This window comes from Variovorax flavidus (genome assembly GCF_030317145.1).
Classification (GTDB): Bacteria; Pseudomonadota; Gammaproteobacteria; order Burkholderiales; family Burkholderiaceae_C; genus Variovorax; species Variovorax flavidus.
Genome location: NZ_JASZYE010000010.1, coordinates 1 through 23,050, shown reverse-complemented (window position 1 = coordinate 23,050; position 23,050 = coordinate 1). Strand labels below are relative to the sequence as shown.

Here is a 23,050-nt window from a genome sequence, read left to right as displayed (position 1 = left end):
GGAGCGGGCCGTTCGGGTGAAGTTCCGGCGTCCCCTCATGACGTGGGGGTCCATCCGAGCACCACGCGGCGGCTGTTGGCGCTCTTCTTCTCGATCTTGGTCACCACGACCGCGCCGATCTCGCGGGTGTTCGCCACGTGTGTGCCGCCGCAGGGCTGGAAATCGATCGAATCGGCGTCGCTGCCGATGCGGATCGTGCGCACGGTGCCCGTGCCGCGCGGCGGCTGCACGCTCATGCTCTTGACCAGCGCGGGGTTGGCGTCGAGTTCCGCATCGGTGATGGCACCCACGGTGAGCGGATGGCCCGCCTCCACCAGGCGGATCAGGCCCGCGGTGAGGGCTTCCTTGTCCAGCGGGTCGGTCATGTGGAAGTCGAGCCGTGCGTACTCCGGCGTGATCGAGCAGCCATTGACCGGCTGCGGCACCAGATGGCACAGCAGATGGGTCGCCGTGTGAAAGCGCATCAGCTTGTGGCGGCGTTCCCAGTCGATGTGCGCCGCCACGGTGTCGCCGGGCTTCAGCGCACCGAGCAGGTCGGCCTGCCCCGGCGCCGGGACGTGAAGGATCTCATCGGTCGGCTTGCCCTCTGCATCCTTGGCCTTGCGGGTGTCGGCGATGGCGATCTCGCGCCCGTCGGCGAGCACCAGCCGGCCGCAATCCCCGGCCTGGCCGCCGCCCAGCGGGTAGAACACGGTGCGGTCGAGCACGATGCCGTCTTCGTGGATGTGCACGATGCGGGCCTCGCACTCGCGCAGATAGGCGTCGGAACGGAACAGGTCGTCGGTCATCGCCCGATGGTAGCGGCGGCGCCACACCGGGGTGCGCCCACGCCAGAAAGCGCCCACAGCCGACAGCTGGCATCCGTTGCCACCCGATCATCCTGTGAGACGCGATCCCTCCGCGCTCCGCCACTGAAGGACCTTGGACCATGAGACCCGCCATCCGCATCCCGAGCCGCGCGTCGTTGCTCGCTTCGTTGACCGCCGCCGTGCTGCTGTCCGCTTGTGGGGAGACTGCGCGGCTGCCGCCCGAGGCGGGCATCGGCCCCACGCCGCAATTGCCGACGCCCCACAAGACCATGATCCCCACGGTGAACATCGCGCCCGCCGTCGGCTGGACCGATACCGCAGGGCCGACCGCGCCCGAGGGCTTCGCCGTGACGGCATTGGCGCGCGGCCTCGACCATCCGCGGTGGGTGTATGTCCTGCCCAACGGCGACGTGCTGGTCGTCGAAAGCAACAAGCCGCCCAAGCCGGCAGGCGCCCACGACGGCGGCGACGGCCTTGTGGCGCGGGCCCGCTCGATGGTGATGGGCTCCGTCATGAAGCGCGCCGGTGCCGGCGTGCCGAGCCCCAACCGCATCACCCTGCTGCGCGATGCCGACGGCGACGGCGTTGCCGAAGTGCGCCAGGTGTTCATGCAGAACCTGAACTCGCCCTTCGGCGTCGTGCTCGTCGGCAATGAGCTGTTCATCGCCAATGCGGATGCGCTGGTCAAGGTGCCCTATGCAGCCGGCCAGACTTCGATCACGGCCACGCCCACCAAAGTGACCGACCTGCCGTCCGGCATCAACCACCACTGGACCAAGAACGTCATCGCCAACCGCGAGGGCACCAAGCTGTACGTGACGGTCGGCTCCAACAGCAATGTCGGCGAGAACGGGCTGCCGGCGGAAGAGGGCCGCGCGGCAGTGTGGGAAGTCGATGTCGCTTCCGGCGAAAAAAGGCTCTACGCCAGCGGCCTCCGGAACCCCAACGGCATGGGCTGGGAGCCCGACACCAACGTGCTCTGGACGGTCGTCAACGAACGCGACGAGATCGGCAGCGACCTCGTGCCGGACTACCTGACCTCGGTGAAGGATGGCGCGTTCTATGGCTGGCCGTGGAGCTACTACGGTGGCCATGTCGATGCGCGCGTGAATCCCCAGCGGCCGGACATGGTGTCCAAGGCGGTGGTGCCCGACTACGCGCTGGGCTCCCACGTGGCGCCGCTGGGCATGGCCTTCTCCAACGCCCGGGGCATGCCGGCCGAATTCGCCAGCGGCGTCTTCGTCGGCCAGCACGGCTCGTGGAACCGCAAGCCGCTGTCGGGCTACAAGGTGGTGTTCGTGCCCTTCATCGGCGGCCGGCCCAGCGGGCCGCCGGTCGACTTCCTCACGGGCTTCCTCAACGCCGACGAGAAGGCGCAGGGCCGCCCGGTCGGCGTGGCGCTCGACAAGAGCGGCGCCCTGCTGGTGGCGGACGATGTCGGCAATTCCGTCTGGCGCGTCAAGAGAAGGTAGCCCCGCTTCAGAACCCTTCGAGGACGACCTTGCCTTGCGCCTTGCCGCTTTCGATGAGCGCGTGGGCCTTGCGCAGGTTCGCCGCGTTGATCGTGCCGAAGCTGGCGTTGGCGGTCGTGCGGATGCGGCCGGCGTCGACCAGTTCCGCCACTTCGGCCAGCAGTTCGCCCTGGCGCGCCATGTCCGGCGTTTCGAAGCGCGAACGCGTGAACATCATTTCCCAGTGCAGCGAGATGCACTTGGTCTTGAGCGGCATCACGTCCAGCACGGGCATGTCGTCGATCACCGCGATCTGGCCTTGGGGCTTCACGCTTTCGATGATCTGCGCGTAGTGCTGCTGGGTCTGCGTGAGGCTCGCGACCATGTCGACTTCGCCGATGCCCGCGGCCTTGAGCCCGGCGGCCAGCGGCTTCGAATGGTCGATCACAGTGTGAGCGCCCAGCGCGAGGCACCATTCGCGCGTCTCGGGCCGTGATGCCGTTGCGATCACGCGCAGCTGTGTGAGCTGGCGCGCCAACTGGATCAGGATGGAGCCGACCCCGCCGGCGCCGCCGGTGATCAGCAGGGTCTGGCCTGCGCCGCCGCCCTTCGGCACGCGCAGGCGATCGAACAGCAACTCGTACGCCGTGATCGTGGTGAGCGGCAATGCCGCAGCCTGCGCGTCGTCGAGGCTCCGGGGCGCGACGGCGGCAATTCGCTCGTCGACCACGTGCAGTTCGCTGTTGGCGCCGGGCCGTGTGATCGAGCCGGCGTAGTACACGCGGTCGCCCGGCTTGAAGTTCTTCACCGCCGGACCGACCGCCTCGACGGTGCCGACGGCATCCCAGCCCAGCACCTTCGCCTGTCCTGCCTCCGGGGCGGCGTTCTTGCGCACCTTGGTGTCGACCGGGTTCACCGAGATCGCCTTCACCCGCACGAGGAGATCGCGGGCCTGCGGCTGGGGAACTGGCAGATCGAGATCCTCCAGCGAGGCGGGGTTGTCGATGGGGAGTGCTTGGTGGTAGCCGACGGCTTTCATGGGAGACCCTTCAGTGGAAACGATGGGATGACTGTAGGCGCGCAATCCCTGTTTGATAAGATGCCATCGAATAGCTTCACTTTCAAATGAAGATTGAAAATCTGACCGACCTGAACGTGCTGGTTCACACCGCGCGCAGCGGCACGCTCACGGCCGCCGCGCGCGCGCTCGGCATCACGCCGGCCGCGGCCAGCGCCACGCTCAAGCGGCTCGAGGCGCAACTCGGCGCGCGTCTCTTCGAGCGATCGACCCGCGCCATGCGGCTGACACCGCAGGGGCAGACGTTGCTCGACTACGCCACGCGCGCCTTCGAACTGCTGGCCGAAGGCGAATCGCTGGTTGCGGCCGATCGGGGTGCGCTGGTCGGCACCCTGCGTGTCGCCGCGCCGTCCGATCTCACGCGCAGCACGCTCCTGCCTTGGTTCGACGAGTTCCTCGACACGCATCCCGGCTTGCAACTCGCCCTCTCCGTAGGCGACCGGCCGCTCGACGTCATGCGCGACGAGGTCGACGTCGCGCTGCGGTTCGGCGCGCTCGCGGATTCGCGCCTGGTGGCGCGGCGGCTCGCCGATTCGCGGCCGGTGCTCTGCGCATCGCCGGACTACCTGCGCCGCCACCCGGCACCGCAGGTGCCGCAAGACCTGCTGCAGCACAACTGCCTGACCTTCCACCGCGCCGGCCGGCGCCAGCGGCTGTGGCGCTTTGCGCGCGACGGTCATTGGACAGAGGTGCGGGTGGACGGCGATCGTGTCGTCGACGACGCTTCGCTGGCGCGCGAATGGGCGGTGGCGGGGCGGGGCATCACGCTCAAGTCCGCGCTCGACGTGCGCCAGGACGAGGCGTCCGGCGCGCTGGTCCGGTTGCTGCCCGGATGGGACACCGAGCCCTATCCGCTGCATGCGCTCCTGCCGAGTGGCCGCTTCGTGCCGGCGCGCGTGCGTGCGCTGGTCGACTTCCTGGCGCTCAAGTTCGCAGCCCTGCCTGCGCCGTGATCGGCGCGGGACCACTAAGATCGCCGCATGACAGCCCCTGCCAGCCGCTTCTGGTCCCAACTCACGACGCGCGATTTCGGCGCGCTCGATCCGGCGACGACGGTCGCGGTGCTGCCGCTGGGCGCCACCGAGCAGCATGGGCCGCATCTGCCGCTCAACGTGGACTCGACCCTGGCCGACGGCATCGTGACGGCCGCGCTGCCGTTGCTGGCGGCTGATTTGCCGGTGCTGTTCCTGCCCACGCAGCAGATCGGCCTGAGCCCGGAACACGCGCGCTTTCCCGGCACCCTGACGCTCTCGTCCGAGACCTTGATCCGCCTCTGGAGCGAGATCGGCGCCGGCGTGGCGCGCTCGGGCGTGCGCAAGCTGGTGCTCTTCAACGCGCACGGCGGGCACACCGGCGCAATGGACATCGTCGCGCGCGAACTGCGCGCGGCGCACGGCCTGATCGTCTACAGCGTGAGCTGGTTCAACCTGCCGCTCGGCGATGCGGGCGCGCAGTTCAGCGCCGACGAGCATCGCTTCGGCGTGCATGCGGGCGACATGGAAACCTCGATGATGCTGGCGCTGGCGCCGGACCGCGTGGCGATGGATGCCGCACGCGACTTCGGCTCCACCTCGCGCCAGCGTGCGGCCGACTACGCCATCCTCGGCAACGGCCGCAGCGCCAAGCTCGGCTGGGCGATGGAGGACTACAACCCCGACGGCGCCGCAGGCAACGCCGCTGCCGCAACGGCGGACAAGGGGCGTGCGCTGGTCGATGCCGCGGCCACGCAACTGGCGGCCCTGCTCGCCGAAGTCTCCCGGCTGCCGCTGAGCACGGCACACACGCAGCCCTTGCGCTGACGGCCGCGCGGCTCAGCCCGCGATCAGCGGCCCCGAAGGTGCGGTTTCCTCGATCCTGATCGAGCCGTCCGGCCGTTCGCAGGTGCCGATCAGCAAGCCGCTCGCGATGGCATGCGTCTTCAGCGCATCGAACACCTCGTCGCGGCCCGGCGTCGCCGAGAACTCGTGCGCCGCGCCGAGCGCGAAGACCTGGAATGCGTAGCGGTGCACGCCGTGGCCCGGCGGCGGATCGGGCGGCATCCACGCCGCCTGCAGAAAGGAATTGCGGCCCGCGTGGATGCCGATGCCCTCGTGGTCGGCGCTCGGAAACGCCGCTTCCTGCAGGCTGCCGTCGGCCGCGGGCAGATCGACGGCGATCGCGTGCACCATCGGGTGCGGCGTCGGCGAATCGGCATCCTCCACCATCAGCACCAGCGAAGCCGCGCCGGCCGGCACGCCGATCCATTGCACGGGTGGCGACAGGCCTTCGCCGTCGGCGGTGTAGCGCTGCGGAATCGGCGCGTGATCGGCGAATGCCAGGCTGGCCACCGTGATGGAGGCCATGCCTTGGCGCAGGCCGAGCGTGTTGAATGCGATTTCGTCCAGGCCCGCACGCACGTCGTGCAGTGCGTGGCCGATGGCGTCAGGGAGCTTTTCGAGCATGCCGCAGGTATAGCGTGGGCGCCTTCGGATGTGTGTAGGACGGAAGCAAGAGCGATCGCCGCGCTGGCGGGGCTCCGCTATCATGAAAATCGCGCATCACAACCAATACAAAGGGATCCCATGAGCATCGTCTGGACCATTCTGATCGGTTTCGTCGCGGGCCTCGTGGCGCGCGCCATCAAACCCGGCGATGACTCGGCCGGCTTCATCGTGACCACGCTGATCGGCATTGCCGGTTCGCTCATCGCGACCTACGTGGGGCAGGCCATGGGCTGGTACACCGCGGGCCAGGGCGCGGGATTCATCGCGTCGGTGGTCGGCGCGGTCGTGCTGCTCTTCATCTACGGGATGATCAAGCGCAAGTGAGGCCGGTGGGCAGCGTGCCGCATGCCGGTCCGCAAGACGCGCAGTCGTCACCATCACTACGTCTACGTGGTGGAGCTGGACGACCGCGTCTGGAACGTCGCGCGCTTCCGGCGGGCCAATCCTGACTACCGGCTGGGGATGCCCTTCGTCTACGTGGGCATGACCGGACTGGACCCCGACGTGCGCTTCGACAAGCACAAGGCCGGCATCCAGGCCAACAGCTTTGTGCGCGACTACGGTGTTCGCCTGTTGCCGGCGCTCTATGCGATGTACAACCCGATGCCGTACGAGGCTGCGCGGGACATGGAAGTCGAACTGGGCATCGCGCTGCGCGAGGCCGGCTACGGCGTCTGGCAAGCGTAGGCGGGCACACCCCCAGGCTTGCCCACTTCGTGTGGCCGCCTACCCCCTTGCAGGGGGCAATACCTGCGGACCGGCCGAGCCGGTTCCGCGGTATTTCTGGAAGGCAATGGAGACGCACATGGAACAAACTGCTTGCATCGTGATGACCAGCATCGGCACGGAGGATGAGGCCGAGGAGCTGGCGGCGGCCATCGTGGAGGCGCAGCTTGCTGCCTGCGTGCAGATTCAGCGCGTGCGCAGCCTGTACGTCTGGCAGGGCGAACTGCACCGTGAGCCCGAGTGGGTGCTTCACATCAAGACGCTCGCCGCACGCTATGCGGCGCTCGAAGCCTTCATCCGCGAGCGGCACAGCTACCAGACGCCGGAGATCGTGCAGGTGCCCATCACGTCCGGCTCGTCCGACTACCTGCACTGGCTCGCAGCGGGCAGTGCCCCGCCCGCTCAGGAATAGGTGACCCAGCCCTCGTAGGCCGGCCCGTCGAGGTGCGGCAGCGTGTTGTAGGTCACCAGCATGTGGCGCTTGGGCGTGAACGCGAATTCCGTGACCGAGGTGTTCCGGATGCGCAGGTTCAGTTCGATCGTGGTTTCGGGGCTGGTGCCCAGCACGTGTCCGACCGCGGTGCTGATCGGTCCGCCGCTCGACACCACCAGCACCTTCGCGCCGTGGTGCTTGTCGCGCACGTGGTCCAGCGCGGTTGTAACGCCGGCCAGGAAATCGACGTAGCTGGGCATGCCCCGGGGCTCCGTGCGGCCCTGCATCCAGGCGCCGAGGCCGTCGCGCAGCAGCCGGAAGTGATGGCGGTACATCTCCGGCGTGTCGGGCTTCTGCAGCTTTTCGGGGTGGATCGTCGCGATCACCGCCTCGCTGTCGTATTCGTTGAGGCCGGGCCACGGCAGGACGTCGTCGCGCTGCAGGCCGAGCCCTTCCGCGATCCCTTCCCAGGTCTGCCGGTGGCGCTTCAAGGTGCCGGTGATGACCGCGTCGAACTTCATCCCGCGCTCGCGCCAGTACTCGCCGAGCCGCACGGACTGCTTGCGGCCCAGTTCACTGAGGTTGTCGTAGTCGGCCGCGCCGAAGCTGGCTTGACCGTGGCGCACGAGGTAGAGGGTTCCCATGCGCGGGGATTCTGCCAACGGCCCGGGCCTGCAGCCGTCGCGGCGGCGACGCGCGCTATCGATTTCGTAGCAACACCTACTCCGTAAGGCCTAGGCAACAGAAGTGTAAGTGTATGCACTAGAAAGTTCTCAATATGTAAAAATGAACACTTTAGTTGACGGCAAGTGTTGCGCACAGCGCACAGCCGGCATCCAGCCCCGGAAAAGGACCGCAGGAGCATGAACAAGTCATATCGCAGCGTCTGGAACCACGCACTGAATGCGTGGGTGGCCGTCTCGGAGATCACGGCCACGCGGGGCAAGCGCTCGGGCGGCCTCGTGGCGACGACGCTGGTGCTCGGGCTGGGCGCGCTCGCCGGCCACAGCGCGGCACAGACGCGCGACTACGCCGACGGCGCCGACGATACGGCGCCCCTCGTCGTCACCACGCCTTCGGCAGCGCTCAACAGCCTCGGCGGCGCCACGGCCGTTGCGACCCAGTCGGGCGAGATCAGCGGGGCGGGCGGCATCACCAAGACCGGAGCCGGCACGCTCGTGCTGAGCGCACCCAACAGCTACCAGGGCGCGACCACGATCAACGCCGGCACCTTGCAGGTCCGCACCGACGCCAATCTGGGAAATACCGACTCGGCCGTGGCACCGCTCGGGTCGATCACGCTCGACGGCGGCACGCTGCGGATCGGCACCCCGCTCCCCAGCCCCTCGCCTCCGAGCCCGCCGCCCCCTGCACCCCCGCCCTTCATCACCGACCGCGCCATCACGCTCGGCGTGGGTGGCGGCACGATCGACGTCAAGGATTCCGCGTCCAACGCGTTGAACGGCGTGATCTCCGGTGCAGGAGCGCTCAGGCTCGTCAATACCGGCACGAGCAACGCCGAAGACCAGCGGCTGCGCATCGACAACGCGGGCAACAACTACCAGGGGGGCACCCGCATCGAGGGCCAGACAAACGGCCGCATGAGCGTCTCCACGGGGACCACGGGTTCGCTGGGCACGGGCCCGGTCGAGATCTACACGAACGCGCAGCTGGAGTTCCTCGGCGCGAGCGCGGGAGCCCTCAGGATCACCGTGAAGACCAGCACGGACTATGCCGGGACGAACAGCGGCATCCAGTTCAATACCGACGTGCTCGGCAATGGGTCCAGTGCCGGCAACTCGACGCTGGAACTCAATGGTGCGGGCTCATACCTGATCTTCGGGCGGCAGGCGACAGCCGCCGACTCGACGATCCTGAACAACCAGGGCCGCGTCTACTTCAACGTCGACAGCCGCGGCGGCAACACGGTGGTGACCAACAACGCCGGCCAGGTCTACATGGCGAACGTGCCCGACCTGAGCGGGGCGAGGATCGAGAACGGCGCGGGCGGCCGGGTCTACCTCCACGACGTGGACACCTCCGTGTCGGTCGGTTCGCTGTCCGGGGAAGGCAATGTGACGCTGGGTTCGAAGAACCTGACCGTCGGCGCCCTGAACCGAAACGACGTGATCAACGGCGTGATCTCCGATGAGGGGCCTGCCAACTATCCCGCCAACCGTCCCCTCGACCCGACGGCACCCGACATTCCGTACAACTACGCGGTGATCGCCACTGGCGGTTCGCTGACCAAGATCGGCACCGGCATCCTGACGCTCGGCGGCGCCAACACGTACACCGGCCTCACGACCGTCAACGCGGGCACGTTGCGCGCCGGGGCGGCGGACGTCCTGAGTGCGAGCTCGGGGCATGTCGTGGCGGCAGGCGCCACGCTGGATCTCGCCGGCCACAACCAGACCGTCGCCTCCCTGTCGAACAGCGGCACGGTCTCCCTCGTGGGCGCGGCACCCGGCACGGAACTGCGCGTGACCGGCGCCTATGTCGGGAACAACGGGACGCTGCGCCTGGCCTCCAGGCTCGACGCCGCAGGACCGTCCGACCGCTTGATCCTCGACGGCGGTTCGGCGACCGGGAACACCAATGTCCAGATCACCAACATCGGCGGCCTCGGTGGCCTGACGAGCGGCAACGGGATCGAGGTGATCTCCGCCATCAACGGCGCCACCACGACCGCGCAGACGACGCGCAACGCCTTCGCGCTGAGCGGGGGCCATGTGGACGCAGGCGCTTTCGAATACCGGCTGTTCGCGGCCGACGCGACAGGTGCGGGCGAGAACTGGTATCTGCGCTCGCAGGTGATTCCGCCGCCACCTCCGCCGCCACCTCCGCCACCGCCGCCGCCGCCACCACCGCCGCCGGCTCCGCCCGCGCCTCCGGCCCCGCCCGCGCCCCCGGCGCCGCCCGCGCCCCCGGCGCCACCGGCCCCCCCAGCGCCACCGGCACCCGCACCGGCAACCGCATCGCCGTCGGTCGCTGCGCCAGCCGTGTCGGCGCCGCTGGCGCCAGCACCGGCACCCCGTCCCGTGACGGCCTATCGGGCCGAGGTGCCCATGCTCGCGGCAGTGCCCGCCCAACTGCGCCAGAACGACATGGCGATGCTCGGCAACATGCATGCCCGCCTCGGCGACGATGACGCCAGCGCGCCGGCAGTCGCGAGCCTGACGCCGGTCGCAGGCGCGCTCACCACCGATCGCCATGCCTGGGCGCGGGGTGTGTACAGCGACGTCGACATCCGTCAGGACGGGACCGTGAACCCGTCCACCCAGGGCCATGTCAGCGGCGTGCAGGCGGGCACCGACCTCTACGTGTCAGCGCTCGGCGACTGGCGCGCCGGCGTCTATGTCGGCACGCTCGACGGCAATTCCGACGTCAGCGGCCTGGCCAGCGGCCTGTGGCGCGCCGTCGGAAGCACCGACACGCGCTCCCGCTACTTCGGCGCCTATGCCACCTACGCCAACACCACCGGCTTCTATGCGGACACCGTGCTCCAGTACGGATCGCAGCGCTACACGATCCAGCCGCTCGGCGGCTTCGAAGCCTCCGGCAAGGGCAACAGCCTGCTGGCCGCGTTGGAGGTCGGACAGGCGTTCGCGCTCGGCAACGGCTGGACCCTGGAGCCACAGGCGCAACTGATCTACAGCCACGCAAGCCTCGACGACATGGTGATCCAGGGCGCACTCGTGCAGCAGGACAGCCTGGACAGCTGGACGGGCGGCCTCGGCGTCCGCGTGAAGGGCGACTTCGCGACCTCGGCCGGGCGCCTGCAGCCCTATGGTCGCGTCGCCGTGATCCATGGCACCGGCGGCAACACCATCGCGCGCTTCATCGGGCCCGCTGCGTTCACCGACATCGCGAGTGCGGCCAGCTACACCTCGATGGAACTGGCGGGCGGCTTCACCCTGGCGCTCTCGCGGACCGTGAGCGTCTACGGCGAAATCGGCAGGCTGTTCAGCACCAGCGGCGACACGGAGGTGAAGGCCTCGGTGCAGGGTGCGGTCGGCATGCGCGTTCGGTGGTGAGCCTTCCTGGCGAGGCGCCGGGCGCTCGCCGCGCTACTTGCGATCGGTCATCGCGATGCGCACGGCCAGCCCCGCCAGCACGCTGCCCATCACATAGCGTTGCGCGCGCAGCCAGCGTTCGCTCTGCGAGAGAAAGGCCGTGATGCTGGCCGCAGTCAGCACGAGCATCGCGTTGACCGCGCCGCTCACGCCGATCTGCACGGCGCCCAGGGCCAGGCTCTGCAGCAGCACGGAGCCGCGCTCCGGATGCAGGAACTGCGGGAAGAAGGACAGGTAGAACATCGCCACCTTCGGGTTCAGCACGTTGGTGAGGAAACCCATGCTGAAGAGCTTGGCCGGCGGGTCGTCCGGCAGCAGTCGCGCTTCGAAAGGCGCAGTGCCGTTCGGCTTCACTGCCTGCCAGGCGAGCCAGAGCAGATAGGCCGCGCCAGCGAGCCGGATCGCATCGAAGGCGAAGGGCACCGCGGCGAGTAGCGCGGTGAGCCCGAGTGCCGCTGCCATCAGGTGCATCACGAAGCCCAGCAGCACGCCGGCCAGCGAGATGAGTCCGGCCGCGCGCCCCTGGCACAGCGTGCGCGACACGCAATAGATCATGTTGGGGCCGGGTGTCAGCACGAGCACCAGCGCGGCGAGCGAGAACCAGGCGAGTTCGGTGGCGCTCAGCATGTTCAGATTCCTTCGGATTCGAGTGTGACGGGGCCGCGCGGCGTGTCGAACACGGCGCGAAGGCGGGGTGCGCCGGTCGCCAGCGAGACGCCAGACAGGCCGATGGCCTGGAGCGCGACTTGCAGGTCGGCCTTGCGCGGATGGGCGAGATCGAGCGAGCGCAGCGTGACGCCCGAGTCGGCCATGCTGTCGGTCGGGTGCACCGGCCCCCACTCGATCAGCGTCGGCAGGGCGCCATAGAAAAGCCGCTGGCCGTCGTCGCGGACCGTGATCTGCCACGACAGGCGACCTGCCGGCGTGTCGCGCGACGCCTCCAGCACGTGGCCGCGATCGATGCGCACATTGGCCAGCGCCTGCACGGCGGCATTGGCGTCGGGCACTTCGGCGACGAAATGGATGAGCCGCGGACCGCCGCGCGCCAGTGCCCCTTGCAGCAGGGCGTCGTCGAGGTCGAACCAGCGACGGGCATCCACCGGCCGTGCGGGCCTGGCTTTCGGGTCGATGGCGATGATTTCCAGATACGCGCGCGGAAAGTCCGCCGTCGCCACTTTCATCAGGCGGTTGTGCGTGCCCATCAGCGGATGCGCGCCGCCGGGACCGGGTTCCACGCCGAAGGTGGCCTGGCACCAGCGCACGCCTTCGTCGAGTGTGCGGGCCGCGATGACCAGGTGATCGACGCGCGCTTGCATCGCGAGTGCCCTAGATCGCGACCGTTCCGTCGATGCAGGTCACCGACGACCCGCCGACCCAGACCTGTCCGTCGGCATCGCGCGTGACGTGCACCCGCCCCGACCGGCCCAGCGTCTGGCCCTGGGCGGCGATGTAGCGTTCCGGCATCTGGCCGTCGGCGATGAGCCACTGCGCGAGGCTGGCGTTGAAGCTTCCGGTGACCGGGTCTTCCTCGATGCCGACCGGTGCCGCGAAGACGCGGACTTCGATCCCGGCGGGCGCTTCCCCGGTGCGGGCGAATGCACGGGCCTCGCGATTGGAGCGAACGATCAGCGGAGGCGAATCCTCCGTCGACCAGATCCCCGCGACGCCGACCTTCTGGCCCAGCTCGCGCAGCATGCGGTGGTCGGGCTTGAGGGCGAGCACGGTGTCCGCGTCGTCCAGCAGGAGTCCGAGCCACACCGGTCCGTTGTCGAGCAATTGCGCCGCGACGATCTGCTGGGCCTTGAGGCCGAGTGCCGCCGCGACCTTGGCCAGCAGCGTGGGGCTCGGTGCGCTGCGCCGCAGCGGCGGGGCGGCAAAGACCAGCCGCTCGCCTTCGCGCTGGATCGGCACCAGGCCTTGCGCGCACTGCTGCACGATGTGCGAGCCGGACTTCGGCTTGCCGCCGGCCTGCAGCCAGGCATGGCAGCTTCCCAGCGTGGGGTGGCCGGCAAAGGGCAGCTCGCCGCCGGGCGTGAAGATGCGCACGCGGTAGTCGGCGGACGGCTCCGTGGGCGGCAGCAGGAAGGTCGTTTCGGAAAGATTCGTCCACTTGGCGAATCGCTGCATCGCGGCGTCGTCGAGGCCGGTGCCGTCGAGCACCACGGCGAGCGGGTTGCCGAAATAGGGTGTCGACGTGAAGACGTCGACTTGCTTGAAGGGGCGGGTGGTCATCGGGTTCATTCGAGTGCAAGGTCGAGCACGCCGCGTGCGCCGGCGCGGATGCGCAGGTCGCCGAACCAGCGTTCGACGTTCGGCCAGGTGGGCCGGGTGTATTCGGTCTGTGGCAGGCCGAACCAGCGGTGTGCTTCGCAGCCGACCGGGATGTCGGCCATCGTGAAGTGTTCGCCGAGCATGAAGGTGCGCGTGGCGAGATGGGCGTCGAGCATGGCGAACAGGGGCTCGGTGGTGTTGACGGACTGCGCGATCACTTCGGGATCGCGTTGCGCCGCCGGCGTGCGCACCCACTGCCGGAACGCGCCCCCGCTGGCCCGGTTCAGCGTGGTCTGCTGCCAGTCCATCCAGCGCTCGGCATCGAAGCGCTCGGACAGCAGGTCGGGGTAGAGCCTGCCCATCGAATGCTTCGCGCAGAGATAGCGCACGATCACGTTCGATTCCCAGAGCGTGACGCGTTCCTCGCCCTCGCCGTCGTCGATGGCCGGGACGAGCGCGTTCGGATTCAGCCGCTGGTACTCGGGCGTCTGCACCACGCCGAACTTGCCGCCGGCCTCCGTGCGCTGGAAGTCGAGCCCGAGTTCCTGCGCGCACCACACCACCTTGCGAACGTTGATGGAGCTGATGCGCCCCCAGATGTTGAGCATGTCAGAGTCCCTTGGATGGACGGTCGATGAAGAGAAGACGCAGCGCCAGCGCGAGCATCACCGTAGCCAGAACGCCGCGCTGGAATCCAGCCGCGCGACGGCGCTGCAGCCAGCGGCCGATCTGGCCGCTGCACGCGCCGAGCATGGTATTGAATAGCAGGCCCGCGAGCGAGAGCGCAATGCCGAGTTGCAGCAGTTGCATCGGCACACTGCCGCGTGCGGGCGAGACGAACTGCGGCAGGAACACCATGAAGAACAGCAGCGCCTTCGGGTTGACCAGGTTGTTGAGCCAGGCCATGCGCACGACGCGCCCGAAGCTCACGGCCTCGGCCCGGCCCTGGAGGCCGGCGTCGCCGGAGCGCATCGCCTGCCATGCCAGCCACAGCAGGTAGAGCGCTCCCGCATAGCGCAGCACGTCGAAGGACGGCGGCCACGCGGCCACGAGCGCGGTGATGCCGGTCGCCGCGCAGAGCGTGTGCACCAGATCCGCACCCGCAATGCCCAGCCCGGCGGCGAAACCGGCGCGCGGCCCCATGGCGATGCCATGCGAGAGGACGAAAGCCATGTTCGGCCCCGGCGAAAGGAACAACGCCAGCACCGCGAGCAGGAACAACGAGAGCGTGCCGCCGTCGATCATGGCGTGAGGACGTCGATGCGCATCGCCGCTCCGTGACGGTTGCTGGTTCAGGCGGGGCTGGCGGCCAGCTGGCGCTGCACCTCGGCCGCTGCGTTGTGCGCCAGTTGCTCGCGCACGACCTCGGCCAGTGCGGCGATCGCGGTGTCGATTTCGTCGACGCTTGCCGTCACGAAGGACAGCCGCATCGTGCGCGGATCGCCGCCCGCGGCATAGAAAGGCGCGCCGGGCACGAAGGCCACGCCGCGTTCCACCGCCTTGGGCAGCAGCGCGACGGTGTCGATGCCTTCGGGCATGCGCACCCAGAGGAACATGCCGCCGGCCGGCTGCGTGAACTCGACCTGCAATCCCTTCATTTCGCGCGTGAGCGCCGCCAGCATGGCGTCGCGCTGGTGCTTGTAGAGCTGGCGGATGGTGGGAACGTGGCGTGACAGGAAGCCGTCCTTCATCACTTCGGAGACCATGCGCTGGTTGAAGCTCGGCGTGTGCAGGTCGGCCGCCTGCTTGGCTTGCAGCAGCTTGGGGTAGATCGACTTGGGCGCGACCATGAAGCCCAGCCGCAGGCCGGGTGCCAGCACCTTCGAGAAGGAGCCGAGGTAGATGCAGCCTTCGGGGTTGCGCGCCGTCAGCGGCAGCGGCGGCGCTTCGTCGAACCAGAGTTCGCCGTAGGGGTTGTCCTCGACGATCGGCAGCCCGGCCTTCGCCGCAGCGGCGGACACGGCCGCACGGCGCTCTTCGGTCATGGTGCGCCCGGTCGGGTTCTGGAAGTTGGGCAGCAGGTAGACGAAACGCGCGTCCCGGGCCTTGGCGACCAGGTCTTCGACGATCACGCCCTCGTTGTCGCTGGCCACGCTGACCGGCTCGGGCTCCATCGGCGAGAAGGCCTGCAGTGCGCCGAGGTAGGTCGGCGTTTCGACCAGCACGCGGCTGCCCGGGTCGAGCAGCACCTTGGCGATCAGGTCCAGGCCCTGCTGCGAGCCAGTGGTGATGAGCACCTGGGCGGGGTCGACAGCCCACGGCAGCATCTCCGCGACCGCTTCGCGCAGCGGGCCGTAGCCTTCGCTCGCGGCATATTGGAGTGCCGCCTGGCCATCCTTGTGCAGCACCTCGGCGCAGGCGTCGGCGAAGTCGCTGATCGGGAAGGTCTTGGGCGAGGGCAGGCCACCCGCGAGGCTGATGACGCCGGGACGCTCGGTCACCTTGAGGATTTCACGGAGCACCGAGGGATTCATCTTTTCGGCGCGGGCGGCGAGTTTCCAGTTCATGTTGTTTCCTTGATGTGCGATATCTATCGCGTGACCGTCGCGAGAGCGGCCGGGTTGCGCGGCTGGGAGAGCTTCTTCCCCGCGACCACCGTGGCGACCACGGCGGCGGCGAAGCCGAGGGTCACGATGTCGAGAGGCTCGCCGAGCAGCGGCACGGCGGCGAGGATCGAGAGAAAGGGTTGCAGCAACTGGGTCTGGCTGACCCGCAGCGCACCCCCCATGGCGAGGCCGCGATACCAGGCGAAGAAGCCGACCCACATCGAGAATACGCCCACGTAGACGAAGCCCACCCAGGCGGATGTGTCGACCGGTTGCTGCGGCCACAGCCACAGCGTGCCCGGCAGCGAGATGGGCAGCGCAAGCACGCAGACCCAGCAGATCACGCGCTCGGCGCCCAGCGCCGGCGTGACCTGCGCGCCGTAGATGTAGCCGAGCGAAGCGGCAAACACCGCGCAGACCAGCAGCACGTCGGCCCACTCGAAGCCGAATCCGGCGCCGTGGGATTCGGCGCGCAGCAGCGAGAACACGACCACCAGCAGGCTGCCCGCGATGGCGCAAAGCCAGAACCCCAGCCGTGCGCGCTGGTGAAGAACCCAGGCGGCGCACGCTGCCGTCGCCAGGGGCAGCAGCGCGGTGATCACCGCAGCGTGGCTGGCGCTGACCACGCGCAGCGCAAAGGCGAGGAGCAAGGGGAAGCCGATCGCGTTGCCGAGCACCGCCATGCCCAACGGCTTCCATTGCCCGCGCTTGGGCAGGGGCGAGCGGGTGGCGAGCAGGAAGATGGCGGACAGCACGCCCGCCAGCGCCGCGCGGCCGAGCGTCAGGAACCACGGCGAGAGTTGGGGCGCGGCCTGCGTGCCCGTGGCGAGCCGTGTCATCGGCAGCGTGATCGCGAAGAAGGCCACGCCGAGCACGCCGAGCCACATGCCGAGCGTTTCGTCCTTGACCTTCATACGCTGAGCATCCACCAGGCCGTCAACACAAGGACGGCTGCCATCGCACGGTTGAACCACAGGAGGCGGCGCCCCTGGGCCAGCCAGTTGCGCAGCAGCGCCCCGGCGAGTGCGTAGACGAAGTTGCTGGTGAACGCGTAGACCAGCATGACCGGCGCCACGATCGCGAAACGCCGCAACGCATCCGGCTGCCCGGCAATCCAGCCCGCGACCAGCGTCAGTGCCAGCAGCCAGGCCTTGATGTTGAGGAACTGCAGCATCACGCCTTGCTTGAAGCCGACCCGGAGCTGTCCGCCGTCGGCCTGGCCCAGCGATGCGCTGCCGCTGAGCTTCCATGCCAGCCACAGCAGATAGACGATGCCGAGCGCCTTGATGATCCAGCGCAGCGATGGCACGGCCACGACCAGTGCGCCGATGCCGGCCGCGCAGAGCGCGAGCAGCAGGGTCCATCCCACGGGCACCGCGATGACGAAACGCATCGCACGCGGCAGGCCGCCGTTGGCGCCGAGGGCGGTGGAAAGGGTGGTGTTCGGCCCTGGCGAAAAACTCATCGCCGTGGCCAACACCAGCAGCGCAGTGAATTCTTGCCAGTTCATGGGACACACTTTAAACTGATGACCATTACAGTTCCAGTACAGATTGCCGGACATGAGGTGCGACTGTACTGGCCTGAGGATCGACACAGACACAACACACGCATGCTGACACGCACCTCCACCCAGTCGCTGACGGAGCAACTTGCCGACCGCTTCGCCGAGCGGATTCGCAACCGCCTGCTGGCGCCCGGAGCGCGCCTGCCCTCGGTGCGGGAGTGTGCGCGCCAGCAGGGCGTGAGCCCGCACACCGTGGTCGCGGCCTACGACCAGCTGCTGGCGCAGGGGCTCGTCGAAGCGCGGCGCCAGCGTGGCTTCTTCGTGCGCGACTCGGTCGCCGCCAACGGCGGGCCGGCCTCGTCGAGCATGAACCTGGTCGTCCAGCCGCCGCCTCCCCAGATCGTGGCGGCCGATGCCAGCACCCTCATCCGCGGCATGTTCCACCGCCCGAGCGACAAGCCGCAACCCGGCATGGGCGTTTTCCCGCCCGAATGGCTGGAGTCGACCTTCATGCCCGCCGCCGTCCGCCGCGTGACCAGCACCAAGGCCCTGCAGGAGTTTTCGCTGCAGTACGGCGAGCCCGAAGGGGACAGCGGGTTGCGCCGCAGCCTCTCCACCAAGCTGGGAAGCATCAACGTGCCGGCCGGGCCGGAACAGATCCTGACGACGGTCGGCGCCACGCACGCGCTGGATATCGTGAGCCGGACCCTGTTGCGCGCGGGCGATCCGGTGATGGTCGAGGAGCCGGGCTGGGCGCTCGAGTTCGCGCGCCTCGAAGCGCTGGGCATGCGCATCCTCCCCGTGCCTCGCAAGGCCGACGGGCCCGACCTCGAGGTCATGGAACGCTATTGCAATGCCGGCGAAGGCCACAAGCCCAAGCTGTTCGTGAGCGTCAGCGTGCTGCACAACCCGACGGGCTACAGCCTCACGCCGGGCAGCGCGCACCGCGTGCTCCAGCTGGCCAACCGGCACAACTTCCACATCGTCGAGGACGACACCTACAGCCACCTCGCGCCAGAGCACGCGACCCGGCTCAGCGCGCTCGATGGCCTGCAGCGCACCATCTATGTCAGCGGCTTCGCGAAGATCCTCGCGCCGAACTGGCGCATCGGCTTCCTCGCGGCGTCGCCGCAGCTGGTCGGGCGCCTGCTCGAAACCAAGCTGCTCGCCACCTTGACGACGCCCTCGCTGTTCGAGAAGGCCCTGGCCTGGTGTATCGACCAGGGGCAGTTGCGCCGGCATGCCGAGCGCGTCCGCCTGCGGCTGGACGGGGCGCGAGGCCGCACCGTCAAGCTGGCGCTCGCCGCGGGCTGCAAGCTGGCGTCGGAGCCGGCGGGGCTTTTTGGCTGGGTCGACACCGGCGTGGATACCGACGCGCTCACGCAGCGGATGCTCGACGAGGGCTATCTTCTGGCGCCGGGCTCGCTCTTCCATGCCCGCAGGCCGCCCAGCACCTTGATGCGCATCAATTTCGCGACCGCGCAGGACGCGACTTTCTGGAAGGTATTCGCGCGGGTCAGGGACCAGCAGGCCTGAACTTGTCCGGGCCGGTGGTCACAGAAGCCGGTCGGGTGCGAGCGGCCCGAACATCTTGAGCATCAGCCGGAGACTGGCGCTGGCGTCGGGCTCGGTGGTCGTGTCCTGGAGCCCGCTGCCTTGCGGCGCGCGCCAGACCAGGTGCCCGTCATCCTGCTCGACGCGCCATGCGCCCTCGCGCAATGCCGTCTCGATCTTGCCGGCCGCCACGCGCGAGAGTTCGTCGCTGCGGATCAGCAGCGCGATCTCGGTGTTCTGCAGTTGCGAGCGCAGATCCAGGTTCATCGAGCCGACCACCAGCATGCGGCCGTCCATCACGAGCACCTTGGAATGCAGCATCGACCGCGATTCGCCCGACATGTTGCTGCCGGAACTGCCGAATGCGCTGCCCAGGCCCGCTTGCTCGCTGCGGAGTTCATAGAGTTCGATGCCCATCGCGAGCAGTTCCTCGCGATGCCGCGCATAGCCGACGTGAGCCACGGGCGCGTCGTTCGAGGCCAGCGAGTTCGTCAGCACCCGTATCCTCACGCCGCGCGCCCGCGCCGAGGCAAATGCCTGCTTCATGTCGGGGCCCGGGACGAAGTAGGGGGAGATGATCAGGAGATCGTTGCGGGCTGTGCCGATCAGTTGAAGCAGGCCTTCGACCACGGTGTCGCCGCTTGCCGCCGTGGCGGCCGCGGCGTCGAGCGAATTTCCGGGCCGCGCGCCGGCCGGCCGGCCGCTCTGTCGTGTCACCACGAGGCCGGGGGCCTTGCCGGCGCCGGCGCTCTTCGGTCCGGCGTCATCCGCCGCGATCTTTCCCGGCCGGTCGACCAGCACGACGGCGGGCGCCCATACGAAGATGGCCGTGCCGAGATCCATCGCCTTCTGGTCCCAGGCGTGCGCGCGCTGTTCGGGTGTCGGGGCGTCGCCTTGCGGGCGCTGCTCGCTGTCGGCCGATGCCGGCGAGCCGCCTGCGGCCGGTGGGTCTCGCTGGGCCGCATCGGCCTTTTTCACCTGGGCACGCATCTCGTCGAGTTCCTCGCGTGTCACGAGCGACTGGACCGGATAGGCGCGTTCGTTGTTCCAGTAGGCGTCGAAGCTCCGCGACAGGTCCTGCACGATCGGCCCCGCCACCAGCACGTCGAGATCGATGAAGTTCGCCTTGCTGGCGTTGCCGAAGTAGGCGTCGCCGAGGTTGCGCCCGCCCGTCACCGCAAGCACGTTGTCGGCGATGAAGAGCTTGTTGTGCATCCGTTGCTGGATTCGCGATGCGTCATCGAGCGAGTTGAAGAGGCGACCCACGGTCGACGCCCGGGCACCGGCGAGCGGATTGAACATCCGCATCTCGATGTTGGGCTCGAAAGCAAGGCGCATCACGAGCGCATCGCGGCCGGTGCTGTGGAAGTCGTCGAGCAGGATGCGTACGCGCACGCCCCGCCGGGCCGCGTCGCGCACGCCGATGAGCAGGCGCGCCGTGCTGGCGTCGGCATGGATTGCGTAGTACTGGAGGTCCAGCGTCTTCTGCGCGCCCTCCACGAGTGCGAGCCTGCTGCCGTAGGCGGCCGGGGCGCCGTCGAGCAGCATGAAGCCGGAATCGAAGCGCCCCTTCGCGGCCTCCCGGCGTTTCTGCACCACTGCCGCCAACGGCGTGTCCGCGGCCGCGGGCGAGGCCAACGCAGTGGAGACCGGGCGGTCCACGTTCTTGGGAAGCTCGGCGCACGCGGTGAGGCACAGCACCACGCCTCCGATCGCGAGGGAGCGTTGCAGCTGGATGGCGAGGTGCCGGAGGAATGACGACATTCGGCGAGGGGGAAGCCTGGGTGCCGCATATATAGCGCAGCCCGGGCGTGCCGGGCGTCGGACAAGAACGCCGCTAGCCCTGGCGCGCCGTGCCGAGTTCTTCCCAGCGTTCCAGTGCGGCGAGCAGTTCGTCGTCGATGCGCGCATGGCGCTCGCCGAGTTCCGCGGCGCGCGATGCGTCGGTGGCGTAGATGGCGCCGCCATCGAGTTCGAGGATTTCGGTGATGCGCTTCTGCTCGTCTTCCAGCGCCGCGATCTGCGCGGGCAGGGTTTCGAGCTCGCGCTGTTCCTTGTAGCTCAGCTTCTTGCGGGGCGTGCGGGGAGCGGTGTCCGCCGCAGGTGCCGGCGCGGGGGCTGGGGCCGGTGCCGCGACCGGAGCCGCCGCGGCCGCGCGCTGCTCGGCGATTTCGCGCGCGCGCTTCGATTGGGTCAGCCAGTCCTGCACGCTGCCTTCGTATTCGCGCCAGCGGCCATCGCCTTCGAACGCGATCGTGCTCGTGACCACGTTGTCGAGGAAGGTCCGGTCATGGCTCACGAGGAAGACCGTGCCGTCGTAGTTCTGCAGCAGGTCTTCGAGGAGTTCGAGCGTGTCGATGTCGAGGTCGTTCGTCGGTTCGTCGAGCACCAGCACGTTGGCGGGGCGTGCGAAGAGGCGCGCGAGCAGCAGCCGGTTGCGCTCGCCGCCGCTGAGAGAGCGCACCGGCGAATGCGCCCGTGCGGGCGAGAACAGGAAGTCCGCCAGGTAGCTCTTGACGTGCTTGCGCTGGCTGCCGATCTCGATCCATTCGCTGCCGGGGCTGATGAAGTCTTCCAGCGTGGCGTCGAGGTTCAGGGCGTTGCGCATCTGGTCGAAGTAGGCGACCTGCAGGTTGGCGCCGCGGCGGACCTTGCCGCTGTCGGGCTCCAGCTCGCCGAGGATCAACTTGAGCAAGGTGGTCTTGCCGGCGCCGTTCGGCCCGATCAGCCCGACCTTGTCCCCGCGAAGGATCGTGCCGCTGAACTTGCGGATGACCGTCTTTTCGCCGAATGACTTGGTGGCTTCCGTCAGCTCCGCCACGATCTTGCCGCTGGCCTGGCCCGAAGCGACATCCATGTTCACGCTGCCCAGGACATCGCGCCGTGCGGACCGGTTGGCACGGAGCGCCTCGAGGCGGCTGATCCGGCTCTGGCTGCGCGTGCGGCGGGCCTCCACGCCCTTGCGGATCCATATCTCTTCTTGTGCCAGCAGCTTGTCGGCCTTGGCGTTGATGACGGCCTCCTGGGCCAGCTGCTCTTCCTTCTGTATGAGGTACTGCTCGAAGTTCCCTGGGTAGGAGGCGAGCTTTCCCCGGTCCAGCTCGACGATCCGCGTCGCCACCCGGTTCAGGAAGCTGCGATCGTGGGTGATGGTCACCACGCTGCCCTTGAAGTCGATGAGCAGCTGCTCCAGCCATTCGATGGAATCGAGATCGAGGTGGTTGGTGGGTTCGTCGAGCAGCAACACGTCGGGGGCGGCGACGAGCGCCTGCGCGAGTGCGACGCGCTTGCGGGTGCCGCCCGATAGAGAGCCGATACGGGCGGTGCCATCCAGGTGCAGGCGATGCAGGGTCTCGTCGACACGCTGCTCCCAGTTCCACGCGTCGAACGCTTCGATCTGGGACTGGAGCGCGTCCAGGTCGAGCCCGGGAGCGCCGGACAGGTATTGGTCGCGAATCGCGATCACCTCCGCGAGTCCTGCGCTCGCTGCGGTGAACACGTCGGCATCCATATCAAGAAGGGGTTCCTGTGCGACATAGGTGACGCGCAGGTTCTGCTGGACTTGCAGCGTGCCGTCATCGGGCTTCTCCAGGCCCCCCAGTATCTTGAGGAGCGATGACTTGCCCGCCCCGTTGCGGCCGATCAGGCCGATGCGCTCCGATTCAATGAGAGAGAAGTCCGCATGATCGAGCAGCGGGACGTGACCGAACGCGAGTTGGGCGTCGAGGAGTGTGATGAGTGCCATGTGGCACGAATTATCCGATCCAGGACTCGATTCTTGGCATATACTCGTGGGCTCGGCTGAAAACGCGAAGGCGTCTTCTGTCAGACCGGTCCTCAGGGGCGGCTAACAAGGCCAAGAAAGAAAGTCCGAAGAAGTTGACGAAGGTTGAAAAAACCAGTCATAATCGAAGGCTCAGCAGAAAACGACTCGCTGAGTGGCTCCGCAAGGTGCTGCGAGGGGTGAGTCGGAAGAAGTTGAAAAAAGTCCTTCGGACTTGACGTGATTCAAAAAATCGTGTCATAATCGAAGGCTCCGCTCAAAACGAAGCGTGCTGAAGTTTCTGAAAAGAAGTCAGGTGCAAATCGAAGCGAGAGGATGAAAAAAGTTTGCAT

The 23,050-nt window shown here is 68.3% G+C and carries 22 protein-coding genes; 8 read left to right on the top strand and 14 right to left on the bottom strand.

Annotated features, from left to right (window positions below; translation table 11 throughout):
- Positions 1 to 35: 35 nt before the first annotated feature.
- Positions 36 to 788, bottom strand: coding sequence for an alanyl-tRNA editing protein (locus tag QTH90_RS27625; protein ID WP_286667785.1), 753 nt, complete (start codon positions 786 to 788; stop codon positions 36 to 38).
- A gap of 140 nt (positions 789 to 928) precedes the next feature.
- On the opposite strand from QTH90_RS27625, the gene QTH90_RS27620 reads away from it, so the two are divergent.
- The gene (locus tag QTH90_RS27620; protein WP_286667784.1) at positions 929 to 2,281 is read left to right on the top strand and encodes a PQQ-dependent sugar dehydrogenase; all 1,353 of its coding nucleotides are present in this window, start codon (positions 929 to 931) and stop codon (positions 2,279 to 2,281) included.
- Positions 2,282 to 2,288: 7 nt separating this feature from the next.
- On the opposite strand, the gene QTH90_RS27615 is transcribed toward QTH90_RS27620, so the two are convergent.
- Positions 2,289 to 3,299, bottom strand: coding sequence for a zinc-binding alcohol dehydrogenase family protein (locus QTH90_RS27615; RefSeq protein WP_286667783.1), 1,011 nt, complete (start codon positions 3,297 to 3,299; stop codon positions 2,289 to 2,291).
- 86 nt (positions 3,300 to 3,385) lie between these two features.
- Here QTH90_RS27615 and QTH90_RS27610 point away from each other — a divergent pair, with 86 nt between their 5' ends.
- Together QTH90_RS27610 and QTH90_RS27605 are read left to right on the top strand one after the other, a co-directional pair.
- Positions 3,386 to 4,291, top strand: a complete 906-nt coding sequence (locus tag QTH90_RS27610) for a LysR family transcriptional regulator (RefSeq protein WP_286667782.1) — start codon at positions 3,386 to 3,388, stop codon at positions 4,289 to 4,291.
- Positions 4,292 to 4,318: 27 nt separating this feature from the next.
- Positions 4,319 to 5,137 (top strand): creatininase family protein, encoded by an 819-nt coding sequence (locus tag QTH90_RS27605; RefSeq protein ID WP_286667781.1) that lies wholly within the window; start codon positions 4,319 to 4,321, stop codon positions 5,135 to 5,137.
- Positions 5,138 to 5,149: 12 nt separating this feature from the next.
- On the opposite strand, the gene QTH90_RS27600 is transcribed toward QTH90_RS27605, so the two are convergent.
- Positions 5,150 to 5,779, bottom strand: a complete 630-nt coding sequence (locus tag QTH90_RS27600) for a YbhB/YbcL family Raf kinase inhibitor-like protein (protein ID WP_286667780.1) — start codon at positions 5,777 to 5,779, stop codon at positions 5,150 to 5,152.
- Between the two features lie 120 nt (positions 5,780 to 5,899).
- Here QTH90_RS27600 and QTH90_RS27595 point away from each other — a divergent pair, with 120 nt between their 5' ends.
- The 3 genes from QTH90_RS27595 to cutA all read left to right on the top strand — a co-directional run bounded on the left by QTH90_RS27595 (position 5,900) and on the right by cutA (position 6,959).
- Complete coding sequence (locus tag QTH90_RS27595) at positions 5,900 to 6,145, top strand: GlsB/YeaQ/YmgE family stress response membrane protein (RefSeq protein ID WP_286667779.1); 246 nt, start codon at positions 5,900 to 5,902, stop codon at positions 6,143 to 6,145.
- Between the two features lie 21 nt (positions 6,146 to 6,166).
- Positions 6,167 to 6,508 carry a hypothetical protein gene (locus QTH90_RS27590; protein ID WP_286667778.1) on the top strand — a complete coding sequence of 114 codons (342 nt, stop codon included), beginning with the start codon at positions 6,167 to 6,169 and terminating at the stop codon, positions 6,506 to 6,508.
- Between the two features lie 118 nt (positions 6,509 to 6,626).
- On the top strand, positions 6,627 to 6,959 hold the full coding sequence (gene cutA, locus QTH90_RS27585; protein WP_286667777.1) for a divalent-cation tolerance protein CutA: 333 nt from the start codon (positions 6,627 to 6,629) through the stop codon (positions 6,957 to 6,959).
- Here the strand turns inward: cutA and QTH90_RS27580 are convergent.
- Positions 6,950 to 7,624, bottom strand: coding sequence for a histidine phosphatase family protein (locus tag QTH90_RS27580; protein ID WP_286667776.1), 675 nt, complete (start codon positions 7,622 to 7,624; stop codon positions 6,950 to 6,952). The genes cutA and QTH90_RS27580 overlap by 10 nt on opposite strands.
- Before the next feature lie 219 nt (positions 7,625 to 7,843).
- On the opposite strand from QTH90_RS27580, the gene QTH90_RS27575 reads away from it, so the two are divergent.
- Positions 7,844 to 11,017 (top strand): autotransporter outer membrane beta-barrel domain-containing protein, encoded by a 3,174-nt coding sequence (locus tag QTH90_RS27575; protein ID WP_286667775.1) that lies wholly within the window; start codon positions 7,844 to 7,846, stop codon positions 11,015 to 11,017.
- A gap of 33 nt (positions 11,018 to 11,050) precedes the next feature.
- On the opposite strand, the gene QTH90_RS27570 is transcribed toward QTH90_RS27575, so the two are convergent.
- Genes QTH90_RS27570 through QTH90_RS27535 form a run of 8 tightly spaced genes read right to left on the bottom strand, consistent with a single transcriptional unit; the run spans position 11,051 to position 17,383 of the window.
- Positions 11,051 to 11,683: a LysE family translocator gene (locus tag QTH90_RS27570; RefSeq protein ID WP_286667774.1), complete on the bottom strand. Its 633-nt coding sequence runs from the start codon at positions 11,681 to 11,683 to the stop codon at positions 11,051 to 11,053.
- A gap of 2 nt (positions 11,684 to 11,685) precedes the next feature.
- Entirely contained in the window at positions 11,686 to 12,372 is a 687-nt protein-coding gene (locus QTH90_RS27565; protein ID WP_286667773.1) for a VOC family protein, read from the bottom strand.
- Between the two features lie 10 nt (positions 12,373 to 12,382).
- On the bottom strand, positions 12,383 to 13,288 hold the full coding sequence (locus QTH90_RS27560) for a PhzF family phenazine biosynthesis protein (RefSeq protein ID WP_286667772.1): 906 nt from the start codon (positions 13,286 to 13,288) through the stop codon (positions 12,383 to 12,385).
- Between the two features lie 5 nt (positions 13,289 to 13,293).
- Entirely contained in the window at positions 13,294 to 13,935 is a 642-nt protein-coding gene (locus tag QTH90_RS27555) for a glutathione S-transferase family protein (protein WP_286667771.1), read from the bottom strand.
- A 1-nt stretch (position 13,936) separates the two neighbouring features.
- The gene (locus tag QTH90_RS27550; protein ID WP_286667770.1) at positions 13,937 to 14,572 is read right to left on the bottom strand and encodes a LysE family translocator; all 636 of its coding nucleotides are present in this window, start codon (positions 14,570 to 14,572) and stop codon (positions 13,937 to 13,939) included.
- Between the two features lie 47 nt (positions 14,573 to 14,619).
- Positions 14,620 to 15,834, bottom strand: a complete 1,215-nt coding sequence (locus QTH90_RS27545) for an aminotransferase-like domain-containing protein (protein ID WP_286667769.1) — start codon at positions 15,832 to 15,834, stop codon at positions 14,620 to 14,622.
- A 23-nt stretch (positions 15,835 to 15,857) separates the two neighbouring features.
- On the bottom strand, positions 15,858 to 16,787 hold the full coding sequence (locus QTH90_RS27540) for a DMT family transporter (protein WP_286667768.1): 930 nt from the start codon (positions 16,785 to 16,787) through the stop codon (positions 15,858 to 15,860).
- A complete protein-coding gene (locus QTH90_RS27535; RefSeq protein ID WP_286667767.1) occupies positions 16,784 to 17,383 on the bottom strand; it encodes a LysE family translocator in 600 nt (199 codons plus the stop codon). Before QTH90_RS27535 ends, QTH90_RS27540 begins: the two co-directional genes overlap by 4 nt.
- 102 nt (positions 17,384 to 17,485) lie before the next feature.
- Here QTH90_RS27535 and QTH90_RS27530 point away from each other — a divergent pair, with 102 nt between their 5' ends.
- The gene (locus QTH90_RS27530) at positions 17,486 to 18,916 is read left to right on the top strand and encodes an aminotransferase-like domain-containing protein (protein WP_286667766.1); all 1,431 of its coding nucleotides are present in this window, start codon (positions 17,486 to 17,488) and stop codon (positions 18,914 to 18,916) included.
- Between the two features lie 18 nt (positions 18,917 to 18,934).
- On the opposite strand, the gene QTH90_RS27525 is transcribed toward QTH90_RS27530, so the two are convergent.
- Entirely contained in the window at positions 18,935 to 20,698 is a 1,764-nt protein-coding gene (locus QTH90_RS27525) for a phospholipase D family protein (protein ID WP_286667765.1), read from the bottom strand.
- Positions 20,699 to 20,771: 73 nt separating this feature from the next.
- The gene (locus QTH90_RS27520) at positions 20,772 to 22,679 is read right to left on the bottom strand and encodes an ATP-binding cassette domain-containing protein (RefSeq protein ID WP_286667764.1); all 1,908 of its coding nucleotides are present in this window, start codon (positions 22,677 to 22,679) and stop codon (positions 20,772 to 20,774) included.
- Positions 22,680 to 23,050 lie beyond the last annotated feature (371 nt).

Bases quoted from the DNA above. Each gene is read 5' to 3' on its own strand.
- QTH90_RS27625 (WP_286667785.1), bottom strand. From the start codon at position 788: ATGACCGACGACCTGTTCCGTTCCGACGCCTATCTGCGCGAGTGCGAG.
- QTH90_RS27620 (WP_286667784.1), top strand. From the start codon at position 929: ATGAGACCCGCCATCCGCATCCCGAGCCGCGCGTCGTTGCTCGCTTCG.
- QTH90_RS27615 (WP_286667783.1), bottom strand. From the start codon at position 3,299: ATGAAAGCCGTCGGCTACCACCAAGCACTCCCCATCGACAACCCCGCC.
- QTH90_RS27610 (WP_286667782.1), top strand. From the start codon at position 3,386: ATGAAGATTGAAAATCTGACCGACCTGAACGTGCTGGTTCACACCGCG.
- QTH90_RS27605 (WP_286667781.1), top strand. From the start codon at position 4,319: ATGACAGCCCCTGCCAGCCGCTTCTGGTCCCAACTCACGACGCGCGAT.
- QTH90_RS27600 (WP_286667780.1), bottom strand. From the start codon at position 5,779: ATGCTCGAAAAGCTCCCTGACGCCATCGGCCACGCACTGCACGACGTG.
- QTH90_RS27595 (WP_286667779.1), top strand. From the start codon at position 5,900: ATGAGCATCGTCTGGACCATTCTGATCGGTTTCGTCGCGGGCCTCGTG.
- QTH90_RS27590 (WP_286667778.1), top strand. From the start codon at position 6,167: ATGCCGGTCCGCAAGACGCGCAGTCGTCACCATCACTACGTCTACGTG.
- cutA (WP_286667777.1), top strand. From the start codon at position 6,627: ATGGAACAAACTGCTTGCATCGTGATGACCAGCATCGGCACGGAGGAT.
- QTH90_RS27580 (WP_286667776.1), bottom strand. From the start codon at position 7,624: ATGGGAACCCTCTACCTCGTGCGCCACGGTCAAGCCAGCTTCGGCGCG.
- QTH90_RS27575 (WP_286667775.1), top strand. From the start codon at position 7,844: ATGAACAAGTCATATCGCAGCGTCTGGAACCACGCACTGAATGCGTGG.
- QTH90_RS27570 (WP_286667774.1), bottom strand. From the start codon at position 11,683: ATGCTGAGCGCCACCGAACTCGCCTGGTTCTCGCTCGCCGCGCTGGTG.
- QTH90_RS27565 (WP_286667773.1), bottom strand. From the start codon at position 12,372: ATGCAAGCGCGCGTCGATCACCTGGTCATCGCGGCCCGCACACTCGAC.
- QTH90_RS27560 (WP_286667772.1), bottom strand. From the start codon at position 13,288: ATGACCACCCGCCCCTTCAAGCAAGTCGACGTCTTCACGTCGACACCC.
- QTH90_RS27555 (WP_286667771.1), bottom strand. From the start codon at position 13,935: ATGCTCAACATCTGGGGGCGCATCAGCTCCATCAACGTTCGCAAGGTG.
- QTH90_RS27550 (WP_286667770.1), bottom strand. From the start codon at position 14,572: ATGATCGACGGCGGCACGCTCTCGTTGTTCCTGCTCGCGGTGCTGGCG.
- QTH90_RS27545 (WP_286667769.1), bottom strand. From the start codon at position 15,834: ATGAACTGGAAACTCGCCGCCCGCGCCGAAAAGATGAATCCCTCGGTG.
- QTH90_RS27540 (WP_286667768.1), bottom strand. From the start codon at position 16,787: ATGAAGGTCAAGGACGAAACGCTCGGCATGTGGCTCGGCGTGCTCGGC.
- QTH90_RS27535 (WP_286667767.1), bottom strand. From the start codon at position 17,383: ATGAACTGGCAAGAATTCACTGCGCTGCTGGTGTTGGCCACGGCGATG.
- QTH90_RS27530 (WP_286667766.1), top strand. From the start codon at position 17,486: ATGCTGACACGCACCTCCACCCAGTCGCTGACGGAGCAACTTGCCGAC.
- QTH90_RS27525 (WP_286667765.1), bottom strand. From the start codon at position 20,698: ATGTCGTCATTCCTCCGGCACCTCGCCATCCAGCTGCAACGCTCCCTC.
- QTH90_RS27520 (WP_286667764.1), bottom strand. From the start codon at position 22,679: ATGGCACTCATCACACTCCTCGACGCCCAACTCGCGTTCGGTCACGTC.